Below are 24233 nucleotides of genomic sequence, written 5' to 3'. Positions count from 1 at the left end.
GCGACGGGCACCGAGAAGCACGACATCGAACAGCAAGGTGAGGCTCCGAGCGATGAGTGACCAGCAGCCGTGGGGACGGGTCGGCGACGACGGGACGGTCTACGTCCGCGTCGGCGACGGGGAGCGAGAGGTCGGCCAGTACCCCGATGCGACTCCCGAGGAGGCGCTCGCCTACTACGAGCGCAAGTACACGGAGCTCGCCGGGCAGGTCTCCCTGCTCGAGCAGCGCGCCAAGCGGGGCGCGCCCGCCGGAGACGTCGCCCGCACGGTGCAGTCGCTGTCCGCGGCCATCGCGCAGGCGAACGCGGTCGGCGACCTCGAGTCGCTGCAGGCCCGGGTCGACGCGCTGAGCGGCTCGGTCGAGGATCTGACCGAGCAGCAGGCGGCCGAGTCGAAGGCCGCGCTGTCCGAGGCCCTCGCCTACCGCGAGGCCATCGTCGCCGAGGCCGAGACCCTGGCCGCGGTCGACCCGGCGAAGACGCAGTGGAAGCAGGCCAGCGCCGCGATCGACGACCTCTTCGCCCGCTGGCAGAACCACCAGCAGCAGGGTCCGCGCCTGCCCAAGAACGACGCGAACGAGCTGTGGCGCCGGTTCCGCGGTGCGCGCACCACGATCGAGCAGAACCGCAAGGCGTTCTTCGCCGACCTCGACTCCGCGCACCGCGAGGCCAAGCAGGCCAAGCAGGCGCTCATCGATCAGGCCGAGGCGCTGGTGCCCCAGGGCGCCGACGCCATCCCGGACTACCGGGCGCTCCTCGAGCGCTGGCGGGTCGCCGGCCGCGCCGGCAAGCGGTTCGACGACGCGCTCTGGGCCCGCTTCAAGGCCGCCGGCGACGCGATCTACGGCGCCAAGGCCGAGATCGTCGCGCAGGAGAGCGTCGAGTACACCGAGAACCTCGACCTCAAGCTCGCCCTTCTCGAGGAGGCCGAGCCGCTCCTGCAGGAGCAGGACCGCGAGAAGGCCAAGCGCGTGCTGCTCTCGATCCAGGAGCGCTGGGACGCCGTCGGCCGTGTGCCGCGCGAGCAGGTGCGCACCGTCGAGGACCGCCTCCGCAAGGTCGAGGCGCACGTCCGCAAGCTCGACGAGGAGCACTGGAACCGCAGCAACCCGGAGCGCAAGGCCCGCTCCGAGGGTCTCGCCTCGCAGCTGACCGCCGCGATCCAGAAGCTCCAGGACGAGCTCGACGAGGCGAAGGCGCGCGGCGACCGCGACGCCATCGCCCAGGCTCAGGAGGCGCTCGACGCCCGCAAGGTCTGGCTCGACGCGATCGGCTAGACCCGCTCCGGCGGATCCCTCCACAGATCCGCCCGCAGCGCTCCGGAGGGGAGGCGCATCGGCCAGCATGGCCGGATGCGCCTCCCCTCCGTGCTCCTGCCCGGGCACCTCCCCCTCGCGGAGCTCTGCGCCGCCCGCCTCGACGGCGAGCTGATCGCGCTCGACGAGGGCTTCCTCGTCGCGGACCTGCCCCTGGGGGCGTCCGAGCGGGCCGCCGCCCTGCGCTCGCTCCTTCCCCGCGGCGCCGTCGCCGACCGTCTCTCCGCAGCATGGGTGCACGGAGCCACGGACAGCCCGCCGCCGGTGCACAGCGCCTCTCTCGACCGGCGGAAGCGCCGGCAGGCACCCTCGACCCCGCGCCTGCGCTGCCACGAGGTCCTGCTCGACGAGGACGACGTCGTCCTCCTCGGCGGGACGCCGGTCACCTCGCCGGCCCGCACGCTGATCGACCTCGCCCGCACGGAGGGCACGGGCCGGATCCTCCGGGCGCTCTCGCGGAGCACGCGGACCGGCCTCGACGCCGTCCTCGCGAGACTCGAGGACGGCAGCGCCGTCGCCGGCCGGAGGATCGTCGGACGACGGCTGCGGGCGGCGCTCGACGAGCCTCCGCCCGGGGATCAGCCCGCGTTCACCCGGTAGACGTCGTAGACGGCGTCGATTCGGCGCACGGCGTTCAGCACGCGGTCCAGGTGGGTCGTGTCGCCCATCTCGAAGACGAACCGGCTGATCGCCAGCCGGTCGCTCGAGGTCGAGACCGTCGCCGAGAGGATGTTGACGTGGTGCTCCGAGAGCACGCGCGTCACGTCGCTCAGCAGGCCCGAGCGGTCCAGCGCCTCGACCTGGATCTGCACGAGGAAGATGCTCTTGGAGGACGGCGCCCACTCGACGTCGACGATCCGCTCCGGCTCCTTCAGCAGCTCCTGCACGTTGTGGCAGTTCGCCTGGTGCACGGAGACGCCGGCGCCCCGCGTCACGAATCCGACGATCTGGTCGCCCGGAACCGGGGTGCAGCACTTCGCGAGCTTCACCAGGATGTCCGGCGCGCCCTTCACGAGGACGCCGGACTCGCTGCTCCGGCTCCGCGGCCGGGGCGAACGCGGGAGGGTGACCTCGTTCTCGTCCGACTCCGGATCGCCCTGGATGGACGAGACGACCTTCTCGAGCACCGACTGGGTCGAGACGTGGCCCTCGCCGACGGCCGCGTAGAGCGCCTCGACGTCGTTGTAGCGCAGCTGGCTGGCCACCTCGGTGAAGGTGTCCTGGCTCATCAGCTTCTGCAGAGGCAGGTTCTGCTTCCGCATCGCCCGGGCGATCGAGTCCTTGCCCTGCTCGATCGCCTCGTCGCGCCGCTCCTTGGTGAACCACTGGCGGATCTTGTTGCGGGCCCGCGGGCTCTGCACGAAGTGGAGCCAGTCCTGACTCGGCCCCGAGTCGGGGTTCTTCGAGGTGAAGACCTCGACCACGTCGCCCGTCGTCAGAGCGGACTCCAGCGGCACGAGGCGCCCGTTGACCTTGGCGCCCATCGTCCGGTGCCCGACCTCGGTGTGCACGGCGTAGGCGAAGTCGACCGGCGTCGCTCCGGTCGGCAGGCCGATCACGCGTCCCTTCGGAGTGAAGACGTAGACCTCCTTCGCGCCGATCTCGAAGCGGAGGGAGTCGAGGAACTCGTTCGGGTCGGTGGTCTCGGACTGCCAGTCCGAGAGGTGCGCCAGCCAGGCGAGGTCGGTGTCGTTCGATCCGGAGGTGGGCACCTTGCCGGTGGCCATCTGCTCCTTGTACTTCCAGTGCGCCGCGATGCCGAACTCCGCGTGCTGGTGCATCTCATTGGTGCGGATCTGGATCTCGACCGCGCGGCCCTTCGGCCCGACCACCGTCGTGTGCAGCGACTGGTAGAGGTTGAACTTCGGAGTGGCGATGTAGTCCTTGAACCGGCCCGGCATCGGCGTCCAGCGGGCGTGGATCGAGCCGAGCACGGCGTAGCAGTCGCGCACCGAGTTCACGAGGACGCGGATGCCGACCAGGTCGTAGATCTCGTCGAACTCACGGCCGCGGACGACCATCTTCTGGTAGATCGAGTAGTACTGCTTCGGCCGCCCGACGACGCGGCCGCGGATCCGTCCCGCCCGCAGGTCCTCGCTGATCAGGTCGATGACGTTCTGCACGAACTCCTCGCGCTGCGGCGTCCGCCGCTTCACCAGGCTCTCGATCTCGTTGTAGATCTTCGGGTAGAGGACCGCGAAGGACAGGTCCTCGAGCTCCCACTTGATCGCCTGGATGCCGAGGCGGTGGGCCAGCGGCGCGTAGATCTCGAGGGTCTCGGTGGCCTTGCGGGCGGCGGACTCGGCGGGCACGAAGCCCCAGGTCCGCGCGTTGTGGAGGCGGTCGGCGAGCTTGATGATCAGGACGCGGATGTCCTTCGACATCGCCACGATCATCTTGCGGACGGTCTCGGCCTGCGCGCTGTCTCCGTACTTGACCTTGTCGAGCTTGGTGACGCCGTCGACGAGCATCGCGACCTCGTCGCCGAAGTCCGCGCGGAGCTCGTCGAGCTGGTAGTCGGTGTCCTCGACGGTGTCGTGCAGCAGCGCGGCGGCGATCGTCTTCGAGCCGATGCCGAGATCGGCGAGGATCTGCGCGACCGCCAGCGGATGCGTGATGTAGGGCTCGCCGCTGCGGCGCTTCTGGTTCGCGTGCGCCCGCTCCGCGACCGAGTACGCCCGCTCGATGAGCGCGATGTCGCTCTTGGGATGGTGCATCCGGACAGTGCGGACGAGGGTGTCGACAGCACCGGAGGGCTGCGCACGCGAGAAGATCCGCGGGACCAGTCTGCGCAGGGCAGCGGTCGAGGACGTCGTCGTCGTTTCCGTCACGCGAGGATCTCCATCGCCCCATTATCGCCCGTGCGGACGGTGCCGATGACCGTTCCGCCCGGGGCGGACGGCACCGGTGTCAGCCGATGCGCCCCGGGCGCCCCTCGCCGTCGACCACGTCGCCGCCCGCTGCGGCCCAGGCGGTCATGCCGGCGTCGACGTTGGCGACCTCGTAGCCGGCGCCGTCGAGAGCCTGCGTCACCATCGCGGAGCGCACTCCGGAGTGGCAGACCACCAGGATCGCCGTGTCGGCCGGGAGCTCGTCCTGCCGGGCGCCGATCTCCCCCATCGGGATGTGGTGGGCAGCAGGAGCGTGCCCCGCCGCCCACTCGTGCAGCTCCCGGACGTCGAGCAGCCAGACCTCGTCGCGCTCGACCAGTCCGACGGCGTCGGCCGCGGTGACCTGTGCGTAGTCGGCCACGACTCAGCCCTGCACGGCCGGCGCCGCGGGAGCGGTCGCCTTCGCCCGGGCCGACTCCACGCGCTTGTCGTGCTTGGAGATCTCGGGCTCCCGGCTGCGCAGCTGCGCGTACAGCGGCGCCGCGACGAAGATCGTCGAGTAGGTGCCGACGATGATGCCGATCAGCAGGGCGAGCGAGATGTCGCGGAGGGTGCCCGCGCCGAGGACGAACGCGCCGATCACGAGGATCGCGGCCACCGGGAGGGCGGCGACGATCGAGGTGTTGATCGAGCGCACGAGGGTCTGGTTCTCGGCCAGGTTCACCGTCTCGGAGAAGGTGCGCGTCGTGCTGCCGAGCGCCTCCACGGTGTTCTCGCGGATCTTGTCGAAGACCACGACCGTGTCGTAGAGCGAGTAGCCGAGGATCGTCAGCAGCCCGATCACCGCCGCCGGCGACACCTCGGTGCCGGTGATGCCGTAGACGCCCGCCACGATCACGAGGTCGTGCAGGAGCGCGACGATCGCCGCGAGCGACATCTTCCAGGTGCGGAAGTACGCCCACATGGCCAGGGCTGCGAGGACCACGAAGATCACCAGGCCGCGCAGGGCCTGCTGGGTCACGTCGTTGCCCCACGCCGCTCCGATGAAGGAGGAGGCGACCTGGTCGGTGGGCACGTCGTACGCCTCCGACAGGGCGTTCCTCACCGCGGTCGACTCGTCGGTCGAGAGCTGGCCGGTCTGCACGCGGATGGAGTCGTCGCCGACGATCGACACACGCGGCACGGTCTCCGGGGCGACCGAGGTCACCGCGTCGGTGGCCGTCGCCTGCTCGAGGCTCGACGGAGAGGACACCGTGAACTGCGAGCCGCCGGTGAACTCGATCCCGAAGTTGAAGCCGCCGCGGGCGACCGTCCCGAGCAGCGTGATCAGGATCAGGGCGAGCGAGACGAGGTACCACGTGCGGCGCCGGCCGACGAAGTCGATCGATCGCGCACCGGTGTAGAGGTCGTTTCCGAACTGCGAGAAGCTGGCCATCACGCGTCCTTCCCGTTCGAGTCGTTGGAGTCGCGCAGGCCGGCCGCCTCGGCGGCCTTCCGCTCGGCGATGGTCTGGCGCTTGGCCGCCTCGCGGGACGCGGAGGCGCGCTTGCCGGCGACCACCTGGTCCTGGGGACGGAAGGCGGCGCGTCCGCGGTAGACGGCTCCGAGCGCCCGGGGATCCAGGCCAGAGGCCTTGTGCCCCTCGGCGAAGAACGGTCTCGTGGCCATCAGCTGCAGGATCGGGTGGGTGAACAGCGCCACCACGATCAGGTCGATGATCGTCGTGATCCCGAGCGTGAGCGCGAAGCCGCGGACGCTGCCGACGGCCAGGAGGAAGAGGACGACGGCGGCGAGCAGGTTCACCATGTCGGACGCGAAGATCGTGCGCAGGGCGCGCCGCCAGCCGGACTCGACGGCGGACTCGAGCCCGCGCCCGTCGCGCAGCTCGTCGCGGATGCGCTCGAAGTACACGATGAACGAGTCGGCCGTGATGCCGATCGCGACGATCAGACCCGCGACGCCCGCGAGCGAGAGGCGCAGTCCCTCCCGCCAGGACAGCAGCGTGACGACGAGGTAGGTGACGATCGCCGCGACGAGCAGCGACGCGATCGTGACGGCTCCGAGCACGCGGTACTGCGCGATGGAGTAGACGATGACGAGGATCAGGCCGATGAGGCCCGCGAGCAGGCCGCTGGCGAGCTGGGCGGAGCCGAGCGTCGCCGAGATGCTGTCCGAGCTCTGCACCTGGAAGCCGATCGGGAGCGCGCCGTACTTGAGCTGGTCGGCGAGCGTCTTCGACGACTCCTGGGTGAAGGAGCCCGAGATCTGCGCGTTGCCGTCGGTGATGGCGGCGTTCGTCGACGGGGCCGAGATGACGCGGCCGTCGAGGACGATCGCGAACTGGTTCTGCGCGCCCTGCAGCGCCACCAGGCGCGAGGTCACGTCGCCGAAGGCCTGCGTGCCCTGGTCGTCGAACGAGAGGTTGACGGCCCAGGTGCCGGTGCTGGCGCCGGAGGAGGTCGTCATCAGGCCGTTCGAGGCGTCCGAGATGTCCTCGCCGGTGATCTCCACCGGGCCGAGGACGTACTTGACCGTCCCGCTGTCGTCGCAGGTGATGAGCGGCTGGTCGGCCGGGGCGAGGTTCGGGTCCTGGCCGTTGAGGAAGGCGCAGTCGAACGAGGTGTACTGGGCCTCGAGCGCCGGCGTGAGGTAGGCGAGGTCGCTCGCGTTCGTCGGCGAGGCGGTCGGCTCCGTCGAGAGGGACGGGTCGACCGGCGTCGGCGTGGGCGAGGACGTCGCGTCGCCGCCGACCGAGCTGTTGGTGGCCTGGCTCGCGACGAGGACCGGGCGGAAGTCGAGCTTCGCCGAGGCCTCGATACGCTGGAGCGTCTCGTCGTCGGGCGTGCCCGGGATGGAGACGACGATGTTGCTCGAGCCCTGGGTCGTGATCTCGGCCTCGGAGACGCCGGACGCGTCGATGCGCTGGCGGATGATCGAGACGGCCTGGGTCAGCTGCTCCGACGAGACGGTGTCGCCGTCGTTCAGCTGCGGCTGCAGGACGATCTGCGTGCCGCCCTCGAGGTCGAGGGCGAGCTTCGGGGTCCAGGAGCCGCCGCCCCAGAGGACGGCCGCCGTGTTGAGTCCGACGAGAGCGAGGATCAGGACACCGAGCCAGCTCAGGGAGCGGCGGGCCTTCCGGACGGGGGTTGATGCGGCCACCCAGGGCTCAGCTTTCTCTTCGGTCGACGGTGATCGGCCCGGGGTCGCCCGGGCGTGGAGAAGGGCGGGCGGACGCCGATGCGCCCGGCCCGCCCAGGAGACTACTGCGCGTCGGGACGGCGGTCGCGCTCGACCGGGTCCACCAGCGGGTCGCGGTGCGCGGAGTCGCGCTCGCCGAACTCGGGCGAGCCGGTCGCGGTCAGCGGGTCGGCCTCGTCCTCGGTCTCGACGACGACGACGTTCTCGCTCGGATCGATGAGGCGGGCGATCGCCTGACGGTGGATGGTCAGCAGCGTGCCGGGGGTCGACTCGATGACGATCTTGTTCGCCTCGTCGTCGATCGAGACGACGGTGCCGAAGAGGCCGGAGCCGGTCATCAGCTCCACCCCCGGCTGGAGGTTGTTCTTCATGTTCTCGGCGTCGCGCTGGCGCTTCTTGTTGTTGCGGAACATGAAGATGATCATCACGGCGAGAAGCAGGACGAGCAGGATGATCGTCGGATCCATGGGTGGGCCTTCCGGAGTGGATGGGCGATCCGCCGCGCGGCCTCAGGTCGAGGCGGAGCGGATCGAGCGGCCCGTCGGGCCTAGAGAATCATAGGTCATCGGGGAACAGGGGCGGCTGAGCCGCGGTTCCCCGGGGGTCGATGCCGAAGTGGCGGTAGGCGGCGGGAGTCGCCACCCGGCCCCGCGGCGTCCGCGTCAGCAGGCCGATCCGCACGAGGAACGGCTCGACGACGGCCTCGACCGTCTCGGCCTCCTCCCCCACCGATACGGCGAGGGTGTTCAGGCCGACCGGCCCGCCGTCGAAGCGGGTCAGCACGATCTCCATCACGGCGCGGTCGAGCCGGTCGAGTCCGAGCGCGTCCACGTCGTAGAGCTCCAGCGCCGCGCGGACGGCGGTCACGTCGGCCCGGCCGCCGTGGACCAGGGCGAAGTCCCGCACCCGCCGGAGCAGCCGGTTGGCGATGCGCGGGGTGCCCCGGCAGCGGCCGGCGATCTCGGCGATCGCGTCCGCGTCGATGTCGAGCTCGAGCAGCCGTGCCGCCCGGGCGAGGACCTGCCGCAGCTCGTCCTCCGCGTAGAACTCGAGGTGGGCGGTGAAGCCGAAGCGGTCGCGGAGCGGGTTGGGCAGCAGGCCGGAGCGGGTCGTGGCGCCGACAAGGGTGAACGGGGCGAGATCCAGCGGGACGGACGTCGCTCCCGCCCCCTTGCCGACCATGATGTCGATCCGGAAGTCCTCCATCGCGAGGTAGAGCATCTCCTCCGCGGAGCGCGCCATGCGGTGGATCTCGTCGATGAAGAGGATCTCGCCGGGCAGCAGCGAGGAGAGGACGGCGGCGAGGTCGCCCGCGTGCTGGATCGCGGGGCCGCTGGAGAGCCGCAGGGGTGAGGAGCTCTCCTCCGCCACGATCATCGCGAGGGTCGTCTTGCCGAGCCCGGGCGGGCCCGCCAGCAGGATGTGGTCGGGGGTCCGGCCCTGCATCGCCGCGGCCTTGAGCAGCAGCTCGAGCTGGCCGCGCACCTTGCGCTGGCCGACGAACTCGCTGAGGTTCCTGGGGCGCAGAGCACCCTCGAACGCGACCTCGGCCTCCGAGGCGACTTCCGCGCCCAGCACGTCGTCGCTCACGAGCGGGCCGCCGGACCGAGGCGGGCGAGGGCGAGCCGCAGCAGCGCCTGCACGTTCGCGGCGTCGGAGGCCTGCGCGTCGAGCAGGATCTCGTCGACCACGTCGGCCGCGGTGCGCTCGGGCCAGCCGAGGCCGACGAGCGCCGCGAGCACGTTCTGCGCGGCGGTGGCGGCGGGACCGGAGCCGCGGGCGGCGCGGGGACGGACGGTCACCTTGCCGGCGAGCGACAGGATGATCAGCTTGGCCGTCTTCGGGCCGATGCCGCTGACCTTCCGGAACACCCCGTCGTCCTCGTCGGCGACCGCCTGCGCGATCCGGTCCGGCTCGACCGCGCCGAGCACGCCGAGAGCGGACTTCGGGCCGACGCCGGTCACGCCGATCAGCAGCTCGAAGATCTCCAGTTGCTCCTCGTCGGGGAAGCCGTAGAGGGTGAGCGAGTCCTCGCGGACGACGAGCACGGTGCTGACCGTGGTCTCGTCGCCGACGCGCATCTCGAGCGCGTGCTGCGGGGTCACGTTCACCGCGTAGCCGACGCCGTGGACGTCGAGGACGGCGAGACTCCCGCGGGCGGAGAGGACGGTGCCGCGGAGGGAGGAGATCACCGCGTCAGTCTAGATGCTCGAACAGGCGTTCGACTCGCGGCCTCGGCGGCGCGCCACGCCCGCTGGGCGGCCGTGCCACCCGTCGCTCCGCCGGCACCGGCGCCAGCCGTCCCGGAGGACGGCGCGAGCGGCGCCCGCCAGGCGTGGCAGACGGCCAGGGCGAGGGCGTCGGCCGCGTCGGCCGGCCGCGGCGGGGCGTCGAGCCGCAGGACGCGCTGGATCATCGCGGTGACCTGGCGCTTGTCCGCGGCTCCGTAGCCGGTGACGGCGGCCTTCACCTCGCTCGGCGTGTGCATCCCGACCGGGAGCCCGCGCCGGGCGGCCGCGACGAGCGCGACGCCGCTGATCTGCGCGATGCCCATGACGGTGCTGACATTGTTCTGCGCGAAGACCCGCTCGATCGCGACGGCGTCGGGGCGGTGCTCGTCGAGAAGAGCCTCGAGCCCGTCGCCCAGCGCCAGCAGGCGGCGCTCCAGCGCGTCGTCGGGCGGCGTGCGGAGCACCGTCACGTGCACGAGGGTCGCACGGCGGTCGCGGGCGACGTCGACGATGCCCACGCCGCAGCGGGTGAGCCCGGGGTCGATCCCGAGGACGCGCATCAGGCCGCCCTCCGGGATCGGGCCGGGCTCACCGCGTCACTCCTCGTTCTCGAGCTCGGCGCGCACCTCTGCCGTGATGTCGAGGTTGGTGTAGACGTTCTGCACGTCGTCCGAGTCCTCGAGCGCGTCGATGAGGCGGAAGACCTTGCGGGCCGTCTCGGCGTCGGCCTCGACCTGGAGGGAGGCGACGAACTCGATGTCGGCGGAGTCGTAGTCGATGCCCGCCTCCTGCAGCGCGGAGCGAGCCGGGACGAGCTCGCTCGGCTCGACGCGGACCTCGAAGCTCTCGCCGTGGTCGAGGACGTCGTCGACGCCGAAGTCGAGGACCGCGCCGAGCACGTCGTCCTCGGTGACACTCTCGCCGTGGGGCACGGAGATGACGCCCTTGCGCGCGAAGTTGTAGGCGACGCTGCCCGGGTCGGCCATGGTGCCGCCGTTGCGGGTCATCGCGGTGCGGACGTCCGCCGCGGCACGGTTCTTGTTGTCGGTGAGGCACTCGACGAGCAGGGCGATGCCGTTGGGGCCGTACGCCTCGTACATGATCGTCGTGTAGTCGATGACCTCGCCGGTGAGGCCGGCGCCGCGCTTGATCGCGCGGTCGATGTTGTCGTTCGGCACCGAGGTCTTCTTCGCCTTCTGCACGGCGTCGACGAGAGTCGGGTTGCCGGAGAGGTCGGCGCCGCCGGTCTTGGCGGCCACCTCGATGTTCTTGATCAGCTTGGCGAAGGACTTCGCGCGGCGCGAGTCCTTGATCGCCTTCTGGTGCTTGGTCGTGGCCCACTTGGAATGCCCGGACACGGTGCTCCCTCGGAAATCTCGTTGCGTGCGGCCCCCGAGGGCGCCGCTGATGGCAGGGGCCAGTCTATTCGAGAGCCGGTCCCTGCCCGGCTCTCCGCGGTCGGCCCGACGAGGTGGTCGCGCAGGTGGAGCGGGAAGCGTCCGGCTACATCCCGTCGAGCCGCTGCACCGCCGAACCTGCGATCCGCGTGCCAGCGGATCGCAGTAGGCGGACGCGACCCGCTCCACCCACCCCGCCACCTCGAAGAGCCGACCGCGGCGAGCCGGGCAGGGACCGGCTCACCACAGGCACCGCCGAACCTGCGATCCGCGTACCAGCGGATCGCAGTAGGCGGACGCGACCCGCTCCACCCACCCCGCCACCTCGAAGAGCCGACCGCGGCGAGCCGGGCAGGGACCGGCTCACCACAGGCACCGCCGAACCTGCGATCCGCGTGCCAGCGGATCGCAGTAGGCGGACGCGACCCGCTCCACCCACCCCGCCACCTCGAAGAGCCGACCGCGGCGAGCCGGGCAGGGACCGGCTCGCTATTTGATCAGCCGCGACAGCAGCCGGTCGGCGAGGATCTTGCCGCCGGTCTGGCAGGTGGGGCAGTACTGGAGCGTGGAGTCGTGGAAGACCACCTGGCGGATCGTGTCGCCGCAGACGGGGCAGGCCTCTCCCGCGCGGCCGTGGACGCGCATGCCGAGCTTCTTCTCGCGCTTGAGGTCGGCCGCGTGCAGCCCCTCGGCGCGGGCGAGCGCCTCCTCGAGGGTGTAGCGCAGGGCCGCGTAGAGCCGGTCCAGCTCGTCGGCGGTGAGCGCGGCGGGCTTGAACGGCGACATGCGCGCCACGTGGAGGATCTCGTCGGAGTAGGCGTTCCCGATGCCGGCGATGCGGGACTGGTCGCGGAGGACGCCCTTGAGCTGCGCCCGGCCCGCCGTGGCGAGGATCGCGCCGAGGATCTCCTCGGTGAACTCCGGGTCCAGCGGATCGGGGCCCAGGCGGGCGACGCCCGGGACGTCGAGCGGATCCGCGACGATCGACAGCGCGAGGCTCTTCTTGGTGCCGGCCTCCGTCACGTCGAACCCCGACCCGTCGTCGAGGACCAGTCGCGCGGCGAGCGGGCCCCGGCCGGGCTTCGCCGGCGCCGTCGGCCGCTCGGGCCGCCACCGGACCCAGCCGGCACGGGCGAGATGCAGCAGGACGTGGGCCTCGCCGACGGCGATGTCGAGGAACTTGCCGTGCCGCGACACTCCGTGGACGGTCTCACCGGACAGGGCCGACGGCGGGATGGCCACGGTCTTGAGTGCGGAGATCGCGAACACGTCGAGCCGCTCCAGGACGCGTCCGCCCAGGCGGGCGTCCAGATCGAGGGCGAGGGCCTGGACCTCGGGGAGTTCGGGCATGCGACCACCCTGGCCCGCGGGTCCGGCACCGTCCACCCCTGGCGGAGGGGACGGCAGCGGCTCAGTCGCCGAAGCGCGTCGCCGCGACCTTCCGCAGGAAAAGCTCGTGGAAGCGGTAGTCGCCGGTGATCTCGGGGTGGAACGCCGTCCCGAGGAGGTTGCCCTGCTCGACCGCGACGACACGCCCGTCGGCGACGCTGGCGAGCGCGGTCGCCCGCTCCCCCAGCTCCTCCACGACGGGTGCGCGGATGAAGACCGCGTGCACCGGAGGATCGCCGACGGCCGGCACGTCCAGATCCGTCTCGAAGGAGTCGAGCTGGTTGCCGAACGCGTTCCTCCGGACCGAGACGTCCAGGCCGCCGAAGCTGCTCTGGCCGTCGATGCGGTCGAGGACCCGGTCGGCGAGCATGATCAGCCCGGCGCAGGTGCCGTAGACGGGCATCCCCGCCCCGATCGCCTCGACGACCGGCTCCGCGAGTCCGAAGAGGCGCGACAGCTTGTCCATCACCGTGGACTCGCCGCCCGGGATGACCAGCCCCGCGACCGTGGCGAGCTCCTCCGGGCGGCGCACCAGCACCACCTCGGCGCCCAGCTCGCGCAGGACGTGCGCGTGCTCGCGGAAGTCGCCCTGCAGCGCGAGGACGCCGACGAGGAGACCCTCGAGGGACTCCCGCGTCAGTCCCGCGCCGGCGAGCGGCGCGTCGGCGCTACCAGCCACGCTCGGCGAGGCGGTGCGGCGCGGGCACGTCGGCCACGTTGATGCCGACCATCGCCTCGCCCAGGCCGCGGGAGGCCTCCGCGACGACCTTCGCGTCGTCGAAGAAGGTGGTCGCCTTCACGATCGCGGCCGCGCGCTTGGCCGGCTCGCCCGACTTGAAGACGCCGGAGCCGACGAACACGCCGTCGGCGCCCAGCTGCATCATCAGCGCCGCGTCGGCCGGGGTCGCGACCCCGCCGGCGGTGAAGAGGACGACGGGGAGCTTGCCGGTCCGGGCGATCTCGACGACCAGGTCGTAGGGGGCCTGCAACTCCTTGGCCGCGACGTAGAGCTCGTCCTTGGTCATCGCCTTCAGGCGGTTGACCTCGCCGGAGATCGTGCGGATGTGCTTGGTCGCCTCGGAGACGTCGCCGGTGCCGGCCTCGCCCTTCGAGCGGATCATCGCGGCGCCCTCGGTGATGCGGCGCAGCGCCTCGCCCAGGTTGGTCGCTCCGCAGACGAAGGGGACGGTGAAGTTCCACTTGTCGATGTGGTTCACGTAGTCGGCGGGCGAGAGGACCTCGGACTCGTCGATGTAGTCGACGCCGAGCTCCTGCAGGATCTGCGCCTCGACGAAGTGGCCGATGCGCGCCTTCGCCATGACGGGGATCGACACGGCGGAGACGATGCCGTCGATCAGGTCGGGGTCGCTCATGCGTGCGACGCCGCCCTGCGAGCGGATGTCGGCGGGGACGCGCTCGAGCGCCATGACGGCGACCGCGCCGGCGTCCTCCGCGATGCGGGCCTGCTCGGCGTCGACGACGTCCATGATGACGCCGCCCTTGAGCATCTCGGCGAGACCGCGCTTGACGCGGCTCGAGCCGAACTGCTCGGGAGCGGACGAGGACGGAGTGGTGGTGTCGGTCATGTTCGCGAGTCCTGTTCTGTGCGGCGACTTCCGCCGACGGCAGCTCCGAGTCTACGAGACGGCGCCCGCCGCCCGCGGCGCTGGACAGGGGGCCGGGAGGCGGTCTAGAGGCTCGGCCAGGCCGCCGAGAGGCTCGCCCGGACGTCGCCCAGCAGCTGCGGGAGCGCCTTCGTGCGGGCGATGATCGGGAAGAAGTTCGCGTCGGTCGCCCAGCGCGGGACCACGTGCTGGTGCAGGTGGGCGGCGATCCCCGCTCCCGCGACCGCGCCCTGGTTCATCCCGAGGTTGAAGCCGTCGTTGTTCGAGACCGAGCGGACGACGCGCATCGCCGTCTGCGTGAGCGCTCCGATCTCGGCCACTTCCTCGGGAGTGGCCTCGTCGTAGAGCGGGATGTGCCGGTACGGGCAGACCAGGAGGTGGCCGGAGTTGTACGGGAACAGGTTGAGCAGGACGTAGGCGTGCTCCCCGCGGGCGACGATGAGGGCCTCCTCGTCGCTCAGCGTCGGCGCCACGCAGAAGGGGCAGTCGTCGGCTCCGGGCTGCCCCTTCTGGATGTAGACCATCCGGTGCGGGGTCCACAGGCGCTGGAACTCGTCGGGCACCCCGGCGAGGTGCGCCGAGCCCTCCGCCCCCTCGGGCACGAAGCCGTCCGCGCCGTCGCTCACGCTCAGACCTGCGCCTTCGAGGCGACGGCCTCGCGGATGCGCGCGACGGCGTCGGCGACCGGGATCCCGTTCTCCTGCGTGCCGTCGCGGAAGCGGAAGCTGACGGCCCCGGCGTCGCGGTCCTTCTCCCCCACGATCATCTGGAACGGCACCTTCTGCAGCGTGGCGTTGCGGATCTTCTTCTGCATCCGGTCGCTGGAGTAGTCGATCTCGGCGCGGATGCCCGACCGCTTGAGCTCGCCGACGACCTCCTCGAGGTAGGGCAGGTACTCGTCGGCGATCGGGATGCCCACGACCTGCACCGGCGACAGCCAGACCGGGAACGCCCCGGCGTAGTGCTCCGTGAGGATGGCGAAGAAGCGCTCGATGGAGCCGAAGAGCGCGCGGTGGATCATCACGGGCCGCTTCTTCGAGCCGTCCGAGGCCGTGTACTCGAGCTCGAAGCGCTCGGGCTGGTTGAAGTCGAGTTGGATGGTCGACATCTGCCAGGTGCGGCCGATGGCGTCGCGCGCCTGCACCGAGATCTTCGGCCCGTAGAAGGCCGCTCCTCCCGGGTCCGGCACCAGCTCGAGGCCGGAGGCGACGGCGACCGCGCGCAGCGACTCGATCGCCTCCTCCCACTGCTCGGGCGCTCCGACGAACTTCGGGTTGCCCTCCTCGTTGGTGGACAGCTCGAGGTAGAAGTCGTCGAGGCCGTAGTCGCGCAGCACTTGCAGCACGAACTCGAGGTTGCGGGTCAGCTCGGCCGACACGTCCTCCTGCGCGACGTAGATGTGCGCATCGTCCTGGGTGAGGCCGCGCACGCGGGTGAGGCCCTGCAGGGTGCCGCTCTTCTCGTAGCGGTACACCGTGCCGAACTCGGCCAGACGCAGCGGGAGCTCGCGGTAGCTGCGGCCGCGCGAGCGGAAGATCAGGTTGTGGAACGGGCAGTTCATGGGCTTGAGGTAGTAGTCCTGGCCCTGACGGGTGACGTTGCCGTCCTCGTCCTGCAGCTCGTCGAGGTGCATCGGGGGGAACATCCCCTCGGAGTACCACTGCAGGTGCCCGCTCGTGAGGAACAGATCGCCCTTGGTGATGTGGGGCGTGTAGACGAGCTCGTAGTCGTGGGCGAGCAGCTGCTCGCGCATGTACTGCTCGATCTCGTAGCGGATGATCCCGCCCTTGGGGTGGAAGACCGCGAGGCCGGAGCCGATCTCGTCCGGGAAGGAGAACAGGTCGAGCTCGTGGCCGAGCTTGCGGTGGTCGCGGCGCGCCGCCTCCTCCAGGCGGGCCTGGTGCTCGCGCAGCTCGTCCTTCGTGGGCCACGCGGTGCCGTACACGCGCTGCAGCTGCGGGTTCTTCTCCGAGCCGCGCCAGTAGGCGGCCGCGTTGCGGGTCAGGGCGTAGCCGTTGCCGATCATGCGGGTGTTGGGCAGGTGCGGGCCGCGGCAGAGGTCCTTCCAGACCGTCTCGCCGGAGCGCGGGTCGACGTTGTCGTAGATGGTGAGCTCGGCGCCGCCGACCTCGACGCTCTCGTCCTCGGCTCCGCCGCCCTTGATCCCGATCAGCTCGAGCTTGTAGGGCTCGCCGGCGAGCTCGGCGCGCGCCTCCTCCTCGGTGACGACGCGGCGCACGAACCGCTGGCCCTGGCGCACGATGCGGTCCATCGCCTTCTCGAGCGCCTTCATCGCCTCGGGCGTGAAGGGCTCCTCGACGTCGAAGTCGTAGTAGAAGCCGTCGGTGACGGGCGGGCCGATGCCCAGCTTCGCCTCCGGGTTGATCTGCTGCACCGCCTGCGCGAGGACGTGGGCCGCGGAGTGGCGGAGGATGTTCAGCCCGTCCGGCGAGGAGATGAGCACCGGCTCGATGCGGTCGCCCGGGACGACGTCGGCGGCGAGGTCCTTGAGCTCCCCGTTGACGCGGATCGCGACCACGGCCCGGTCGGTGAAGTGCGTGAATCCCGTGCCCGCCTCGGTGACGACCGAGTGGGACTCGTTCTCTGCGGGATTCGACGGTTCGTTCGACACGTGCGGGCACTCCTCGGGCTCGGTTGACCCCTCGACTGTAGTCGGCGGCGGCCTCTACCCGAGCGCGTCGCGCACGCGGGCGCCGAGCGCGCGCAGGGCGGAGGCGAGCTCGTCCCGGTCGGCGCCGGGCAGCACGAGCGAGCTGCGCTCCAGCTGGTGCAGGAGGACCTCCTCCAGGCCGGGCGGCAGGGAGTCCACGGCGAGCGCCCCCTCGAGGGAGGCGAGCACGGCGACGACGGCCACCGCGTCCCGGGCCGCGAGTCTGCGCGCGCTGATCTCCATGCGTCTCCGTCCGAGTCGTCCGACCCCGTCACCCTGCCGACAGGACGTGCCCCGGACAGGGGCGCGGGGGCGACCGGTGCGCAATCCGTCCAGGTGGCATCCTGGTCCGATGGGTGCCGGTCCTGCGCTGCAGCGCTTCACGCGCGCCGGGGCCGACCTGGAGGAGGCGCGGCGCTTCTACTCCGACGGCTACGGCGGGTCGGGCTTCCGGACGGAGACGGTCGAGCGGCCCTTCTCCTTCCGCTACGACGCCTCCGGGAGCGAGGGCGTGAGCCTGCGGACGTCCGTGTTCCGCGGCTCCGTGTCCGGGGAACTGCGGCCGGAGGGCGAGTACGTCGTGTCGTGGTTCCTCTCCGGCACGAGCGTGGTGGACCCGGAGGGCGATCGGATCGTGCACCTGCCGGGGCGGCCGGTCGTGTTCCCGAGCGCGCGTCCGTTCGCGTTCGTCTCCCGCGACTTCCAGCAGCGGCTCGTGCACGTGGCCACCGGCCTCCTCGAGCAGGTCGCGTCGGAGGCCGGCGACGGCGTGCCGCTGCCGCTCGTCTTCGACCACCGCTCGATCGCCTCCGCCTCGACGCTGCCGGGCTGGTGGCGGGCGGTCGACGACTTCGCCCGCGTCCTGCGGTCGGGCCGCGAGGCGACCGCGCTGCAGCTCGTGGCGGCCGAGCGCGGTGTCGCTGTGCACCTGCTCGCGACCTTCGCGCACCGGCCGGTCGTCGTGCCGGCGCAGGTGCTGCGGCCCGGGCTCGAGCACCTGCTGCGGGCCGCCGAGTTCCTGCACGCGTTCGCCGCGTCGCCCGTCACCGTGGCCGACATCGCTGCAGCGGCGGGGCTCACTCCGCGGGCACTGCAGGCCGCGTTCCGGCGCCACTTCGGCGACACTCCGCTCGGCTACCTGCGTGGCGTGCGCCTCGACCGGGCTCGCGTCGAGCTGCGCGAGGCCGCTCCGGGCGAGGAGACCGTGCGCGCCGTCTCCGCGCGCTGGGGCTTCCTCAACCAGGGCCGCTTCTCGGGGGCGTACCACCGCCGCTTCGGCGAGTACCCGGTGGAGACGCTGCGCCGCTGATCCTCAGGCGCCGGGAGCGAGATCGCGGGCGTAGCAGACCGAGTGCTCGGACCCGATGTAGGGGCCGAACGGCGGGATGGAGTGGTAGCCCTCCCGGAGGTAGAACCGCATCGCGTCGGGCTGGAGCGTCCCGGTCTCCAGCACCAGGCGCGTCGTGCCCAGAGCGGCAGCCCGCTCCTCGAGGGCGCGCAGGACGGCCGTGGCCGCTCCGGTGCCGCGGGCGGCGCGGTCGGCGAACATCCGCTTCACCTCGATCGCGCCCGGTCCGAGGACGTCGTCGTCGAGGGGGCGCAGCCCGCCGCAGGCCACGGCCGTGCCGCTCGCGTCGCGGGCGAGGAGGAAGACGGGCACGTCGTCGGCCGAGGGCGGCGTGCCGGGCTCGTGGTCGTCGCTGCCGTAGCGCTCGTCGAGCTCGCGGCGCTGCGCGTCGCGCAGACGCTCGGCGTCCGGGTGGGTCCACGCCACCTCGTCGATGGTCCAGCTCATGAGGGCTCCTCCCTTCCGCGCGGCGGGCGCGGCCGAGGCCATTCTGCCGCGCCCTCCCCCTCCGGTCGGCCCGGTGGCAACCCCTTCCGCGCTCTGCCGCGGCGGGCGTCGACTGAAGGCCCACCGACGAAAGGACGCTCCGTGCTCTCCGACTCCCCCATCGGCCCCGTTCTGCTCTCCCGGGACCTCGCCGCCTCCCGCGCCTTCTACGCCGACTCCCTGGGCCTGGAGGTCCTCGAGGAGAGCGAGTCGGCGATCGCCTACTCCTGCGGCGGCACCCGGCTCACCGTCACCGCCAGCACCACGGGCTCGAAGGACGGGCAGACCAAGGCCGCCTGGCGGGTGGCCGACCTGCGCGCCGAGCTGGACGCGCTGGCGGCCCGGGGCGTGACTCCGGAGGACTACGACAGCGACGAGCTGCGCACCGAGAACGGCGTGGCCGACCGCGGCAGCGTCTGGGCGGCCTGGATCCTCGATCCCGACGGGAACGCGCTCGGCATCGAGCAGCCGAAGAGCTGATCGGCGCCGCTCTAGACTCGCCCCATGCCCGACGACTCCGCTCCGCTGCCCGCGCCCGGGTGGTATCCGCATCCGGCCGACCTCGGCTCGGAGCTCTACTGGGACGGCGCGGCGTGGACCGACCGGTCCCGCCCGTCCTCCTCGGCGCCCGCTCCCGCCTACGGCACGCCCGCGGGCGCTCCCGAGCAGGAGCTCTACGCCTACCCGTCCGCCCCGTCCTCCGCGGCGGGCCGCAACCCGATGGCGATCGCGAGCCTCGTGCTCGGCGTCCTGAGCCTGCTGATCAATCCGCTGCTGATCCCCTCGATCCTCGCCATCGTCTTCTCGGCGAAGGGCCGGGCGGCCGCACCGGTTGTCGGAGGCGGTCGCGGGCTCGCGACGGCAGGACTCGTCACCGGGATCCTCGGACTGGTGTCGGGCGTCTTCACCTTCGTCGGCAACCTCTCGGCCGGGGTCCCCGGCCTGGCCGGCTGACCGGAGTGCTGCGGCGCTCGACGCCCCGATGACCCCGCGCCGGAGCGCTCCCTGGCTCCTGGTCGTGGCGGTCGCCCTGGTCGCCCTGGTCCTGCGCGGTCCGATCGTCGCGGTCGCGCCGATCATCGACGCGGTGCGGGAGGACCTCGCGCTGTCCGCGGGCCAGGCGGGGATCCTCACCAGCATCCCCGTCCTCTGCTTCGCCCTGGCGACACCGCTCGCCCTCCTGGTGATCCGCCGCGCGGGCCCCGACGCCGCGGTGACCGTCACGGTGGTCGGCGTCGCGCTCGGCACGATCGTCCGCTCGATCGGCGACGTCGGACCGGCCGTAGCAGGCACGATCCTGATCGGCGTCTCCATCACCATCGGCAACGTCGTGCTCCCCGTCGTGATCCGGCGGGACGTCGCGCCCGAGCGCGTCGACCTCACAACGGGCGTCTACACCGCGGCTCTCAACATCGGCTCGACGATCACCTCGCTCGGCACCGCTCCGCTCGCTCTGGCCCTCGGCTGGCGCGGCGCCCTGCTCGTCTGGCTCGTCCTCAACGTTCTCGCGCTGGCCGGCTGGCTCCTGGCCGTGGGTCCCCGAGCGGCCCTGCGTCCGGCTCCCCGCCCGGCCCGCGCCGACCGCGCACCGGCCGCACCGGCCCCGCGGATCTTCCGCAGCGCGACCGTGCTCGCGCTCGCGCTCTGCTTCTCGAGCCAGGCCTTCTCGTACTACGGAGTGACGGCGTGGCTCCCCTCGCTGCTCGTCGACCGCCACGGCTTCTCGATCGAGACCGCGGGCGCGAGCGCCTCGGTGTTCCAGCTCGCAGCGGTCGCCGGGGCCCTCGGCGTCCCGCTCCTGGTCCGCAGGCTCGGACCGCTGGGGAGCATCGTGCTCGTCGGCGTCCTCTGGTGCACGGTGCCGGCCGGGCTGCTGCTCGCACCGCAGCTCTGGGCGCTCTGGTGCGTGCTGGGCGGCGCGGCCCAGGGCGGCGGATTCACGGTGGTGTTCGTGCTCGTCGTGCGGCTCTCCCGCTCCGACGCCCACGCGTCGCGACTCTCGGCCGCGGTGCAGGGCATCGGCTACGCCGTGGCCGCCACCGCCCCGACCGTCATCGGCTTCGCGCACGACGCGAGCGGGGGCTGGGAGGCGCCCCTGCTGGCCGTCCTCGCCGCGACCTGCTCCTTCCTCCTCTTCGGCACCCTCGCCGCCGCGCGCCAGCGCCGAGCTTGACCCCCGACACGACCGGCCGCGCCGTCAAGGGGGCCGCCCGACGGCTGTCGGCCCCGTAGCGTGTCCGCATGGCCGAGCAGAGCACGACCCGCGAGAAGACAGCGCCCGATCCCGACGACTCCCGGAAGCCCGACGACGTCACCGACATCACCAAGCGCTCCTGGTTCTACGTCCTTAAGAAGACGGCCCGCGAGTTCGGCGCCGACCAGTGCACCGACCTCGCCGCCGCGCTCACCTACTACGCCGTGCTCGCGCTCTTCCCCGCCCTGCTCGCGATCGTGTCGGTGCTGGGGCTCTTCGGCCAGGCGCAGGCCACCACCGATCTGGTCCTCGACCTGATCGGCAACCTCGCGTCAAGCGAGGTCGTCGACCTGCTGCGCGATCCGATCCAGGCGCTGACCAGCTCCTCCGCGGCGGGTCTCGCCTTCGTGACCGGTGTCGTCGGAGCAGTCTGGTCCGCCTCCGGATACGTCGGCGCCTTCGGCCGCGCCATGAACCGCGTCTACCAGATCGACGAGGGGCGCCCCTTCTGGAAGCTCCGCCCGACGATGCTCGGCGTGACCGTGGTGACGGTCGTCCTGATCGTGATCGCGGCGCTCATCCTGGTGCTCAGCGGACCGGTCGCGAGCGCCGTCGGCGACGTCGTGGGCCTGGGCCCCGCCGCCCTCACCGTGTGGAACATCGCGAAGTGGCCGGTGCTCGTGGTCATCGCGATCGTGATCATCGCGATCCTCTACTACTGGGCGCCGAACATCCGCCAGCCGAAGTTCCGCTGGATCAGCATCGGGTCGATCGTCGCCCTGGCGATCTGGCTGATCGCCTCGACCGGCTTCGCGTTCTACGTGGCCAACTTCTCCAACTACAACAAGACCTACGGCTCGCTCGGCGCCGTGATCGTCTTCCTCCTCTGGATCTGGATCACCAACATCGCCCTGCTCTTCGGCGCGGAGTTCGACGCCGAGCTCGAGCGCGGACGCGAGCTGCAGGCGGGCATCGAGGCGGAGGAGACCATCCAGCTCCCGCCGCGCGACACCGCCGCGAGCGACAAGAAGGCGGCCGTGCACGAGAAGGACGTCCGCGACGGGCGGTGGCTGCGCCTGGCGAGCGAGAACCGCAGCGATGAGGGCGCGGCCCAGGACGACGAGGCGAAGAAGAAGTGACTCAGGACTCGGACGACCAGAGCGCGCGGTAGTACGCCGCGCGCTCGTCGTCCGGATCCGCTCCGTACTCCGCGAGGAGCAGCGGGGTGAGGCCGGGGCCGTAGTTCCAGCCGAGGCTGACCGCGGCGACCGCCAGATCCGCCCAGCGGTCGCCCACGCCCAGGTCGCCGACGTCGACCGTGCCGCTCCAGCGTCCGTCGTCGTCGACGAGCGTGTTCGGAGCGCACGCGTCGCCGTGCACCACGACGGGGTCCACGAGCTCCGGAGCCGCGCCGAGCGCCGACGGCCGGCGGGCGAACCAGGAGTCGCCTCCCAGCTCCTCGGGCATCGCGTCGACGGGGAGCGCGTGGACCGCCCGCAGGCCGGCCGCGATCGCTCGGACGGCCTCCTCCGGCCGGGCGACCCACTCCGGATCGACGGCGCTCCGCCCGGGCAGCGGTCGGGTGAGGAGCCACTGCCCCTCCTCGTCCTCGCCCGCCTCCAGGATCCGGGGCGCGTCGATCCGCCCCTCCAGCCAGCGCAGACGTGAGATCTCGCGCCGGAGGTCGACGCCCGTGGACCGGGGATTCCATTTCAGGTACCCGGCGGCTACGCGGAAGGTCAGCCCGTCGAGCTCGTTCCGCCAGACGAGCGCCGGATCGGTGCCGCCGTTCAGGCGCTTCGCCAGCGCCGGGATCCGCACGCCCTCGAGCGAGGACTGCCGTGCGAGATCCGGTCCGCTCATGCCCCCAGGGTAGGCGCCGCGATCCTGAGAGGATCCGCATGCCGCGGAGCGCGCCACCCGGGTCCTCCGAGCAGGGCGCCCGTACCCTGACGGGCGTGCCGGAGCAGCCGCCCGGCGCGATCCGGTGACGAGGGAGCCTCCGTGACGCAGAGCGACGACGACCGCGGGCCCGCGCAGCCCGACTTCTCGAAGGAGCAGGAGGGCTACCGTCCCGGGCTCAAGCCCCGGCAGCTGCAGATGATCGCCATCGGCGGCGCGATCGGCACCGGCCTCTTCCTCGGCGCCGGCGGCCGTCTCGCCACCGCCGGTCCGTCGCTCGTCGTCGTCTACGCGGTCTGCGGCGTCTTCGCGTACCTGATCCTCCGCGCGCTCGGCGAGCTCGTGCTGCACCGGCCGAGCTCGGGCTCCTTCATCTCCTACGCCCGCGAGTTCCTGGGCGAGAAGGCCGCCTTCGTCGCCGGCTGGATGTACTTCCTGAACTGGGCGATGACCGCGATCGCCGACGTCACCGCGGTGGCCCTGTACGTGAAGTACTGGTCGCTCTTCTCCTCCGTGCCCCAGTGGCTCCTCGCGCTCATCGCCCTGGTCGTCGTGCTCTCGCTGAACCTCGTCTCGGTCAAGGTCTTCGGGGAGCTGGAGTTCTGGTTCGCGCTGATCAAGGTCACGGCGCTGGTGGTCTTCCTGGTGATCGGCGTCGTCGTGCTCGCGGCGGGCTGGCCGCTGCAGTCCGGCGGCGTCGCGGTGGACCCGGGGATCAGCCTCTGGAACGACAACGGCGGCATCCTGCCCGGCGGCCTGATCGCCAGCGTCCTGGTCGTCCAGGGCGTGGTGTTCGCGTACTCCGGAGTCGAGCTGGTCGGCACGGCGGCGGGCGAGACCGCGGAGCCCGCGAAGGTCATCCCGCGCGCGATCAACTCGGTCATCCTGCGCATCGCCGTCTTCTACGTCGGCTCGGTGCTGCTGCTGACGCTGCTGCTGCCCTACACGGCCTACTCGAAGGGTGAGAGCCCGTTCGTCACGTTCTTCGGCTCCCTGGGCGACGGCTCCTCCGGCGAGATCGCCGGATCGATCATGAACTTCGTCGTGCTGACGGCCGCGCTCTCGAGCATCAACGCCGGGCTCTACTCGACCGGCCGCATCCTCCGCTCCATGGCGCTCAACGGCTCCGCCCCCGCCTTCACCGGCCGGATGAACAAGCAGGGCGTGCCCTACGGCGGCATCCTGCTCACGGCGAGCATCACCCTGATCGGGATCGTCCTCAACCTCTTCGTGCCGTCCGAGGCCTTCGAGATCGTCCTCAACGTCTCGGCGCTGGGGATCGTGACCGGCTGGGGCATGATCGTCCTCTGCCAGTTGCAGCTGCAGCGCTGGGCGGCCCAGGGGCGCCTGGAGCGACCGTCCTTCCGGATGCCCGGCGCTCCGGTGACCTCGTGGCTCACCCTGGCGTTCCTGGTGATCGTCGTGGTCCTGATCGCCGTCGACTTCCCGACCGGCACCTGGACCGTGGGCATCGTCGCGGTGGTCGGCGTGCCCGCCCTGATCGTGGGGTGGCACGCCGCGAAGCCGCGCATCCTGGCGATCGCCTCCGCCCGCGACGGCTTCACCGGCGCCCACCCCGTCATCGCCGCTCGCCCGGCCTCCGAGGCCAAGCGCGACGAGAACGAGCGGCGCCGCGAGTAGGGCGG

General features: G+C 71.7%; 25 protein-coding genes. 8 read left to right on the top strand and 17 right to left on the bottom strand.

What is annotated here, in order from left to right; all coding sequences use genetic code 11:
• The first annotated feature begins 52 nt into the window (after window positions 1–52).
• Both GSU45_RS07310 and GSU45_RS07305 read left to right on the top strand, forming a co-directional pair.
• Complete coding sequence (locus GSU45_RS07310) at window positions 53–1276, top strand: DUF349 domain-containing protein (protein WP_159913891.1); 1224 nt, start codon at window positions 53–55, stop codon at window positions 1274–1276.
• Window positions 1277–1351: 75 nt separating this feature from the next.
• Window positions 1352–1915 (top strand): type IV toxin-antitoxin system AbiEi family antitoxin, encoded by a 564-nt coding sequence (locus GSU45_RS07305; RefSeq protein WP_159913889.1) that lies wholly within the window; start codon window positions 1352–1354, stop codon window positions 1913–1915.
• Here GSU45_RS07305 and GSU45_RS07300 read toward each other — a convergent pair.
• The 15 genes from GSU45_RS07300 to GSU45_RS07230 all read right to left on the bottom strand — a co-directional run bounded on the left by GSU45_RS07300 (window position 1894) and on the right by GSU45_RS07230 (window position 16900).
• On the bottom strand, window positions 1894–4032 hold the full coding sequence (locus GSU45_RS07300; protein WP_244248254.1) for a bifunctional (p)ppGpp synthetase/guanosine-3',5'-bis(diphosphate) 3'-pyrophosphohydrolase: 2139 nt from the start codon (window positions 4030–4032) through the stop codon (window positions 1894–1896). The two genes, GSU45_RS07305 and GSU45_RS07300, sit on opposite strands and share 22 nt — an antisense overlap.
• Before the next feature lie 193 nt (window positions 4033–4225).
• On the bottom strand, window positions 4226–4567 hold the full coding sequence (locus GSU45_RS07295) for a rhodanese-like domain-containing protein (RefSeq protein ID WP_159913887.1): 342 nt from the start codon (window positions 4565–4567) through the stop codon (window positions 4226–4228).
• A gap of 3 nt (window positions 4568–4570) precedes the next feature.
• Window positions 4571–5581, bottom strand: coding sequence for a protein translocase subunit SecF (gene secF / locus GSU45_RS07290; RefSeq protein WP_104233316.1), 1011 nt, complete (start codon window positions 5579–5581; stop codon window positions 4571–4573).
• Window positions 5581–7305: a protein translocase subunit SecD gene (gene secD / locus GSU45_RS07285; RefSeq protein ID WP_104261519.1), complete on the bottom strand. Its 1725-nt coding sequence runs from the start codon at window positions 7303–7305 to the stop codon at window positions 5581–5583. Before secD ends, secF begins: the two co-directional genes overlap by 1 nt.
• A gap of 101 nt (window positions 7306–7406) precedes the next feature.
• On the bottom strand, window positions 7407–7811 hold the full coding sequence (gene yajC / locus GSU45_RS07280; RefSeq protein WP_159913885.1) for a preprotein translocase subunit YajC: 405 nt from the start codon (window positions 7809–7811) through the stop codon (window positions 7407–7409).
• An 88-nt stretch (window positions 7812–7899) separates the two neighbouring features.
• Window positions 7900–8934: a Holliday junction branch migration DNA helicase RuvB gene (gene ruvB, locus GSU45_RS07275; protein ID WP_159913883.1), complete on the bottom strand. Its 1035-nt coding sequence runs from the start codon at window positions 8932–8934 to the stop codon at window positions 7900–7902.
• Window positions 8931–9536: a Holliday junction branch migration protein RuvA gene (gene ruvA / locus GSU45_RS07270; RefSeq protein ID WP_104225337.1), complete on the bottom strand. Its 606-nt coding sequence runs from the start codon at window positions 9534–9536 to the stop codon at window positions 8931–8933. The genes ruvB and ruvA overlap by 4 nt, the downstream gene beginning before the upstream one ends.
• Window positions 9533–10135 (bottom strand): crossover junction endodeoxyribonuclease RuvC, encoded by a 603-nt coding sequence (gene ruvC, locus GSU45_RS07265; protein ID WP_159913881.1) that lies wholly within the window; start codon window positions 10133–10135, stop codon window positions 9533–9535. Before ruvC ends, ruvA begins: the two co-directional genes overlap by 4 nt.
• 36 nt (window positions 10136–10171) lie before the next feature.
• On the bottom strand, window positions 10172–10933 hold the full coding sequence (locus GSU45_RS07260; protein WP_159913880.1) for a YebC/PmpR family DNA-binding transcriptional regulator: 762 nt from the start codon (window positions 10931–10933) through the stop codon (window positions 10172–10174).
• Window positions 10934–11461: 528 nt separating this feature from the next.
• On the bottom strand, window positions 11462–12322 hold the full coding sequence (locus tag GSU45_RS07255; protein ID WP_159913879.1) for a DNA-formamidopyrimidine glycosylase family protein: 861 nt from the start codon (window positions 12320–12322) through the stop codon (window positions 11462–11464).
• Between the two features lie 61 nt (window positions 12323–12383).
• Window positions 12384–13001, bottom strand: a complete 618-nt coding sequence (pdxT, locus tag GSU45_RS07250; RefSeq protein ID WP_159916959.1) for a pyridoxal 5'-phosphate synthase glutaminase subunit PdxT — start codon at window positions 12999–13001, stop codon at window positions 12384–12386.
• Between the two features lie 28 nt (window positions 13002–13029).
• Complete coding sequence (gene pdxS / locus GSU45_RS07245; protein ID WP_104353916.1) at window positions 13030–13947, bottom strand: pyridoxal 5'-phosphate synthase lyase subunit PdxS; 918 nt, start codon at window positions 13945–13947, stop codon at window positions 13030–13032.
• Between the two features lie 104 nt (window positions 13948–14051).
• A complete protein-coding gene (locus GSU45_RS07240; RefSeq protein WP_159916957.1) occupies window positions 14052–14618 on the bottom strand; it encodes an HIT domain-containing protein in 567 nt (188 codons plus the stop codon).
• On the bottom strand, window positions 14615–16525 hold the full coding sequence (gene thrS, locus GSU45_RS07235) for a threonine--tRNA ligase (protein ID WP_244229656.1): 1911 nt from the start codon (window positions 16523–16525) through the stop codon (window positions 14615–14617). Before thrS ends, GSU45_RS07240 begins: the two co-directional genes overlap by 4 nt.
• 147 nt (window positions 16526–16672) lie before the next feature.
• Window positions 16673–16900 carry a hypothetical protein gene (locus tag GSU45_RS07230; protein WP_159913877.1) on the bottom strand — a complete coding sequence of 76 codons (228 nt, stop codon included), beginning with the start codon at window positions 16898–16900 and terminating at the stop codon, window positions 16673–16675.
• A gap of 109 nt (window positions 16901–17009) precedes the next feature.
• Between GSU45_RS07230 and GSU45_RS07225 the strand changes: the two genes are divergently transcribed.
• A complete protein-coding gene (locus GSU45_RS07225; protein ID WP_159913876.1) occupies window positions 17010–17966 on the top strand; it encodes a helix-turn-helix transcriptional regulator in 957 nt (318 codons plus the stop codon).
• 3 nt (window positions 17967–17969) lie between these two features.
• On the opposite strand, the gene GSU45_RS07220 is transcribed toward GSU45_RS07225, so the two are convergent.
• Entirely contained in the window at window positions 17970–18452 is a 483-nt protein-coding gene (locus GSU45_RS07220) for a GNAT family N-acetyltransferase (RefSeq protein ID WP_159913875.1), read from the bottom strand.
• 141 nt (window positions 18453–18593) lie between these two features.
• Here GSU45_RS07220 and GSU45_RS07215 point away from each other — a divergent pair, with 141 nt between their 5' ends.
• The 4 genes from GSU45_RS07215 (at window position 18594) to GSU45_RS07200 (ending at window position 21824) form a co-directional block, all read left to right on the top strand.
• Window positions 18594–18971, top strand: a complete 378-nt coding sequence (locus GSU45_RS07215; protein ID WP_159913873.1) for a VOC family protein — start codon at window positions 18594–18596, stop codon at window positions 18969–18971.
• A 24-nt stretch (window positions 18972–18995) separates the two neighbouring features.
• Window positions 18996–19445: a DUF2510 domain-containing protein gene (locus GSU45_RS07210; protein ID WP_159913871.1), complete on the top strand. Its 450-nt coding sequence runs from the start codon at window positions 18996–18998 to the stop codon at window positions 19443–19445.
• Between the two features lie 28 nt (window positions 19446–19473).
• On the top strand, window positions 19474–20664 hold the full coding sequence (locus GSU45_RS07205; RefSeq protein ID WP_159913869.1) for an MFS transporter: 1191 nt from the start codon (window positions 19474–19476) through the stop codon (window positions 20662–20664).
• A gap of 68 nt (window positions 20665–20732) precedes the next feature.
• Window positions 20733–21824 carry a YihY/virulence factor BrkB family protein gene (locus tag GSU45_RS07200; RefSeq protein WP_159913867.1) on the top strand — a complete coding sequence of 364 codons (1092 nt, stop codon included), beginning with the start codon at window positions 20733–20735 and terminating at the stop codon, window positions 21822–21824.
• A 1-nt stretch (window position 21825) separates the two neighbouring features.
• Here the strand turns inward: GSU45_RS07200 and GSU45_RS07195 are convergent, their stop codons facing one another.
• Window positions 21826–22548 (bottom strand): aminoglycoside 3'-phosphotransferase, encoded by a 723-nt coding sequence (locus GSU45_RS07195; protein WP_159913865.1) that lies wholly within the window; start codon window positions 22546–22548, stop codon window positions 21826–21828.
• Window positions 22549–22689: 141 nt separating this feature from the next.
• Between GSU45_RS07195 and GSU45_RS07190 the strand changes: the two genes are divergently transcribed.
• On the top strand, window positions 22690–24228 hold the full coding sequence (locus GSU45_RS07190; protein WP_244248253.1) for an amino acid permease: 1539 nt from the start codon (window positions 22690–22692) through the stop codon (window positions 24226–24228).
• Window positions 24229–24233 lie beyond the last annotated feature (5 nt).

Origin of the sequence: Rathayibacter sp. VKM Ac-2801, from assembly GCF_009834245.1 — a bacterium.
Classification (GTDB): domain Bacteria; phylum Actinomycetota; class Actinomycetes; order Actinomycetales; family Microbacteriaceae; genus Rathayibacter.
This window is presented reverse-complemented; position numbering and strand designations above follow the sequence as displayed.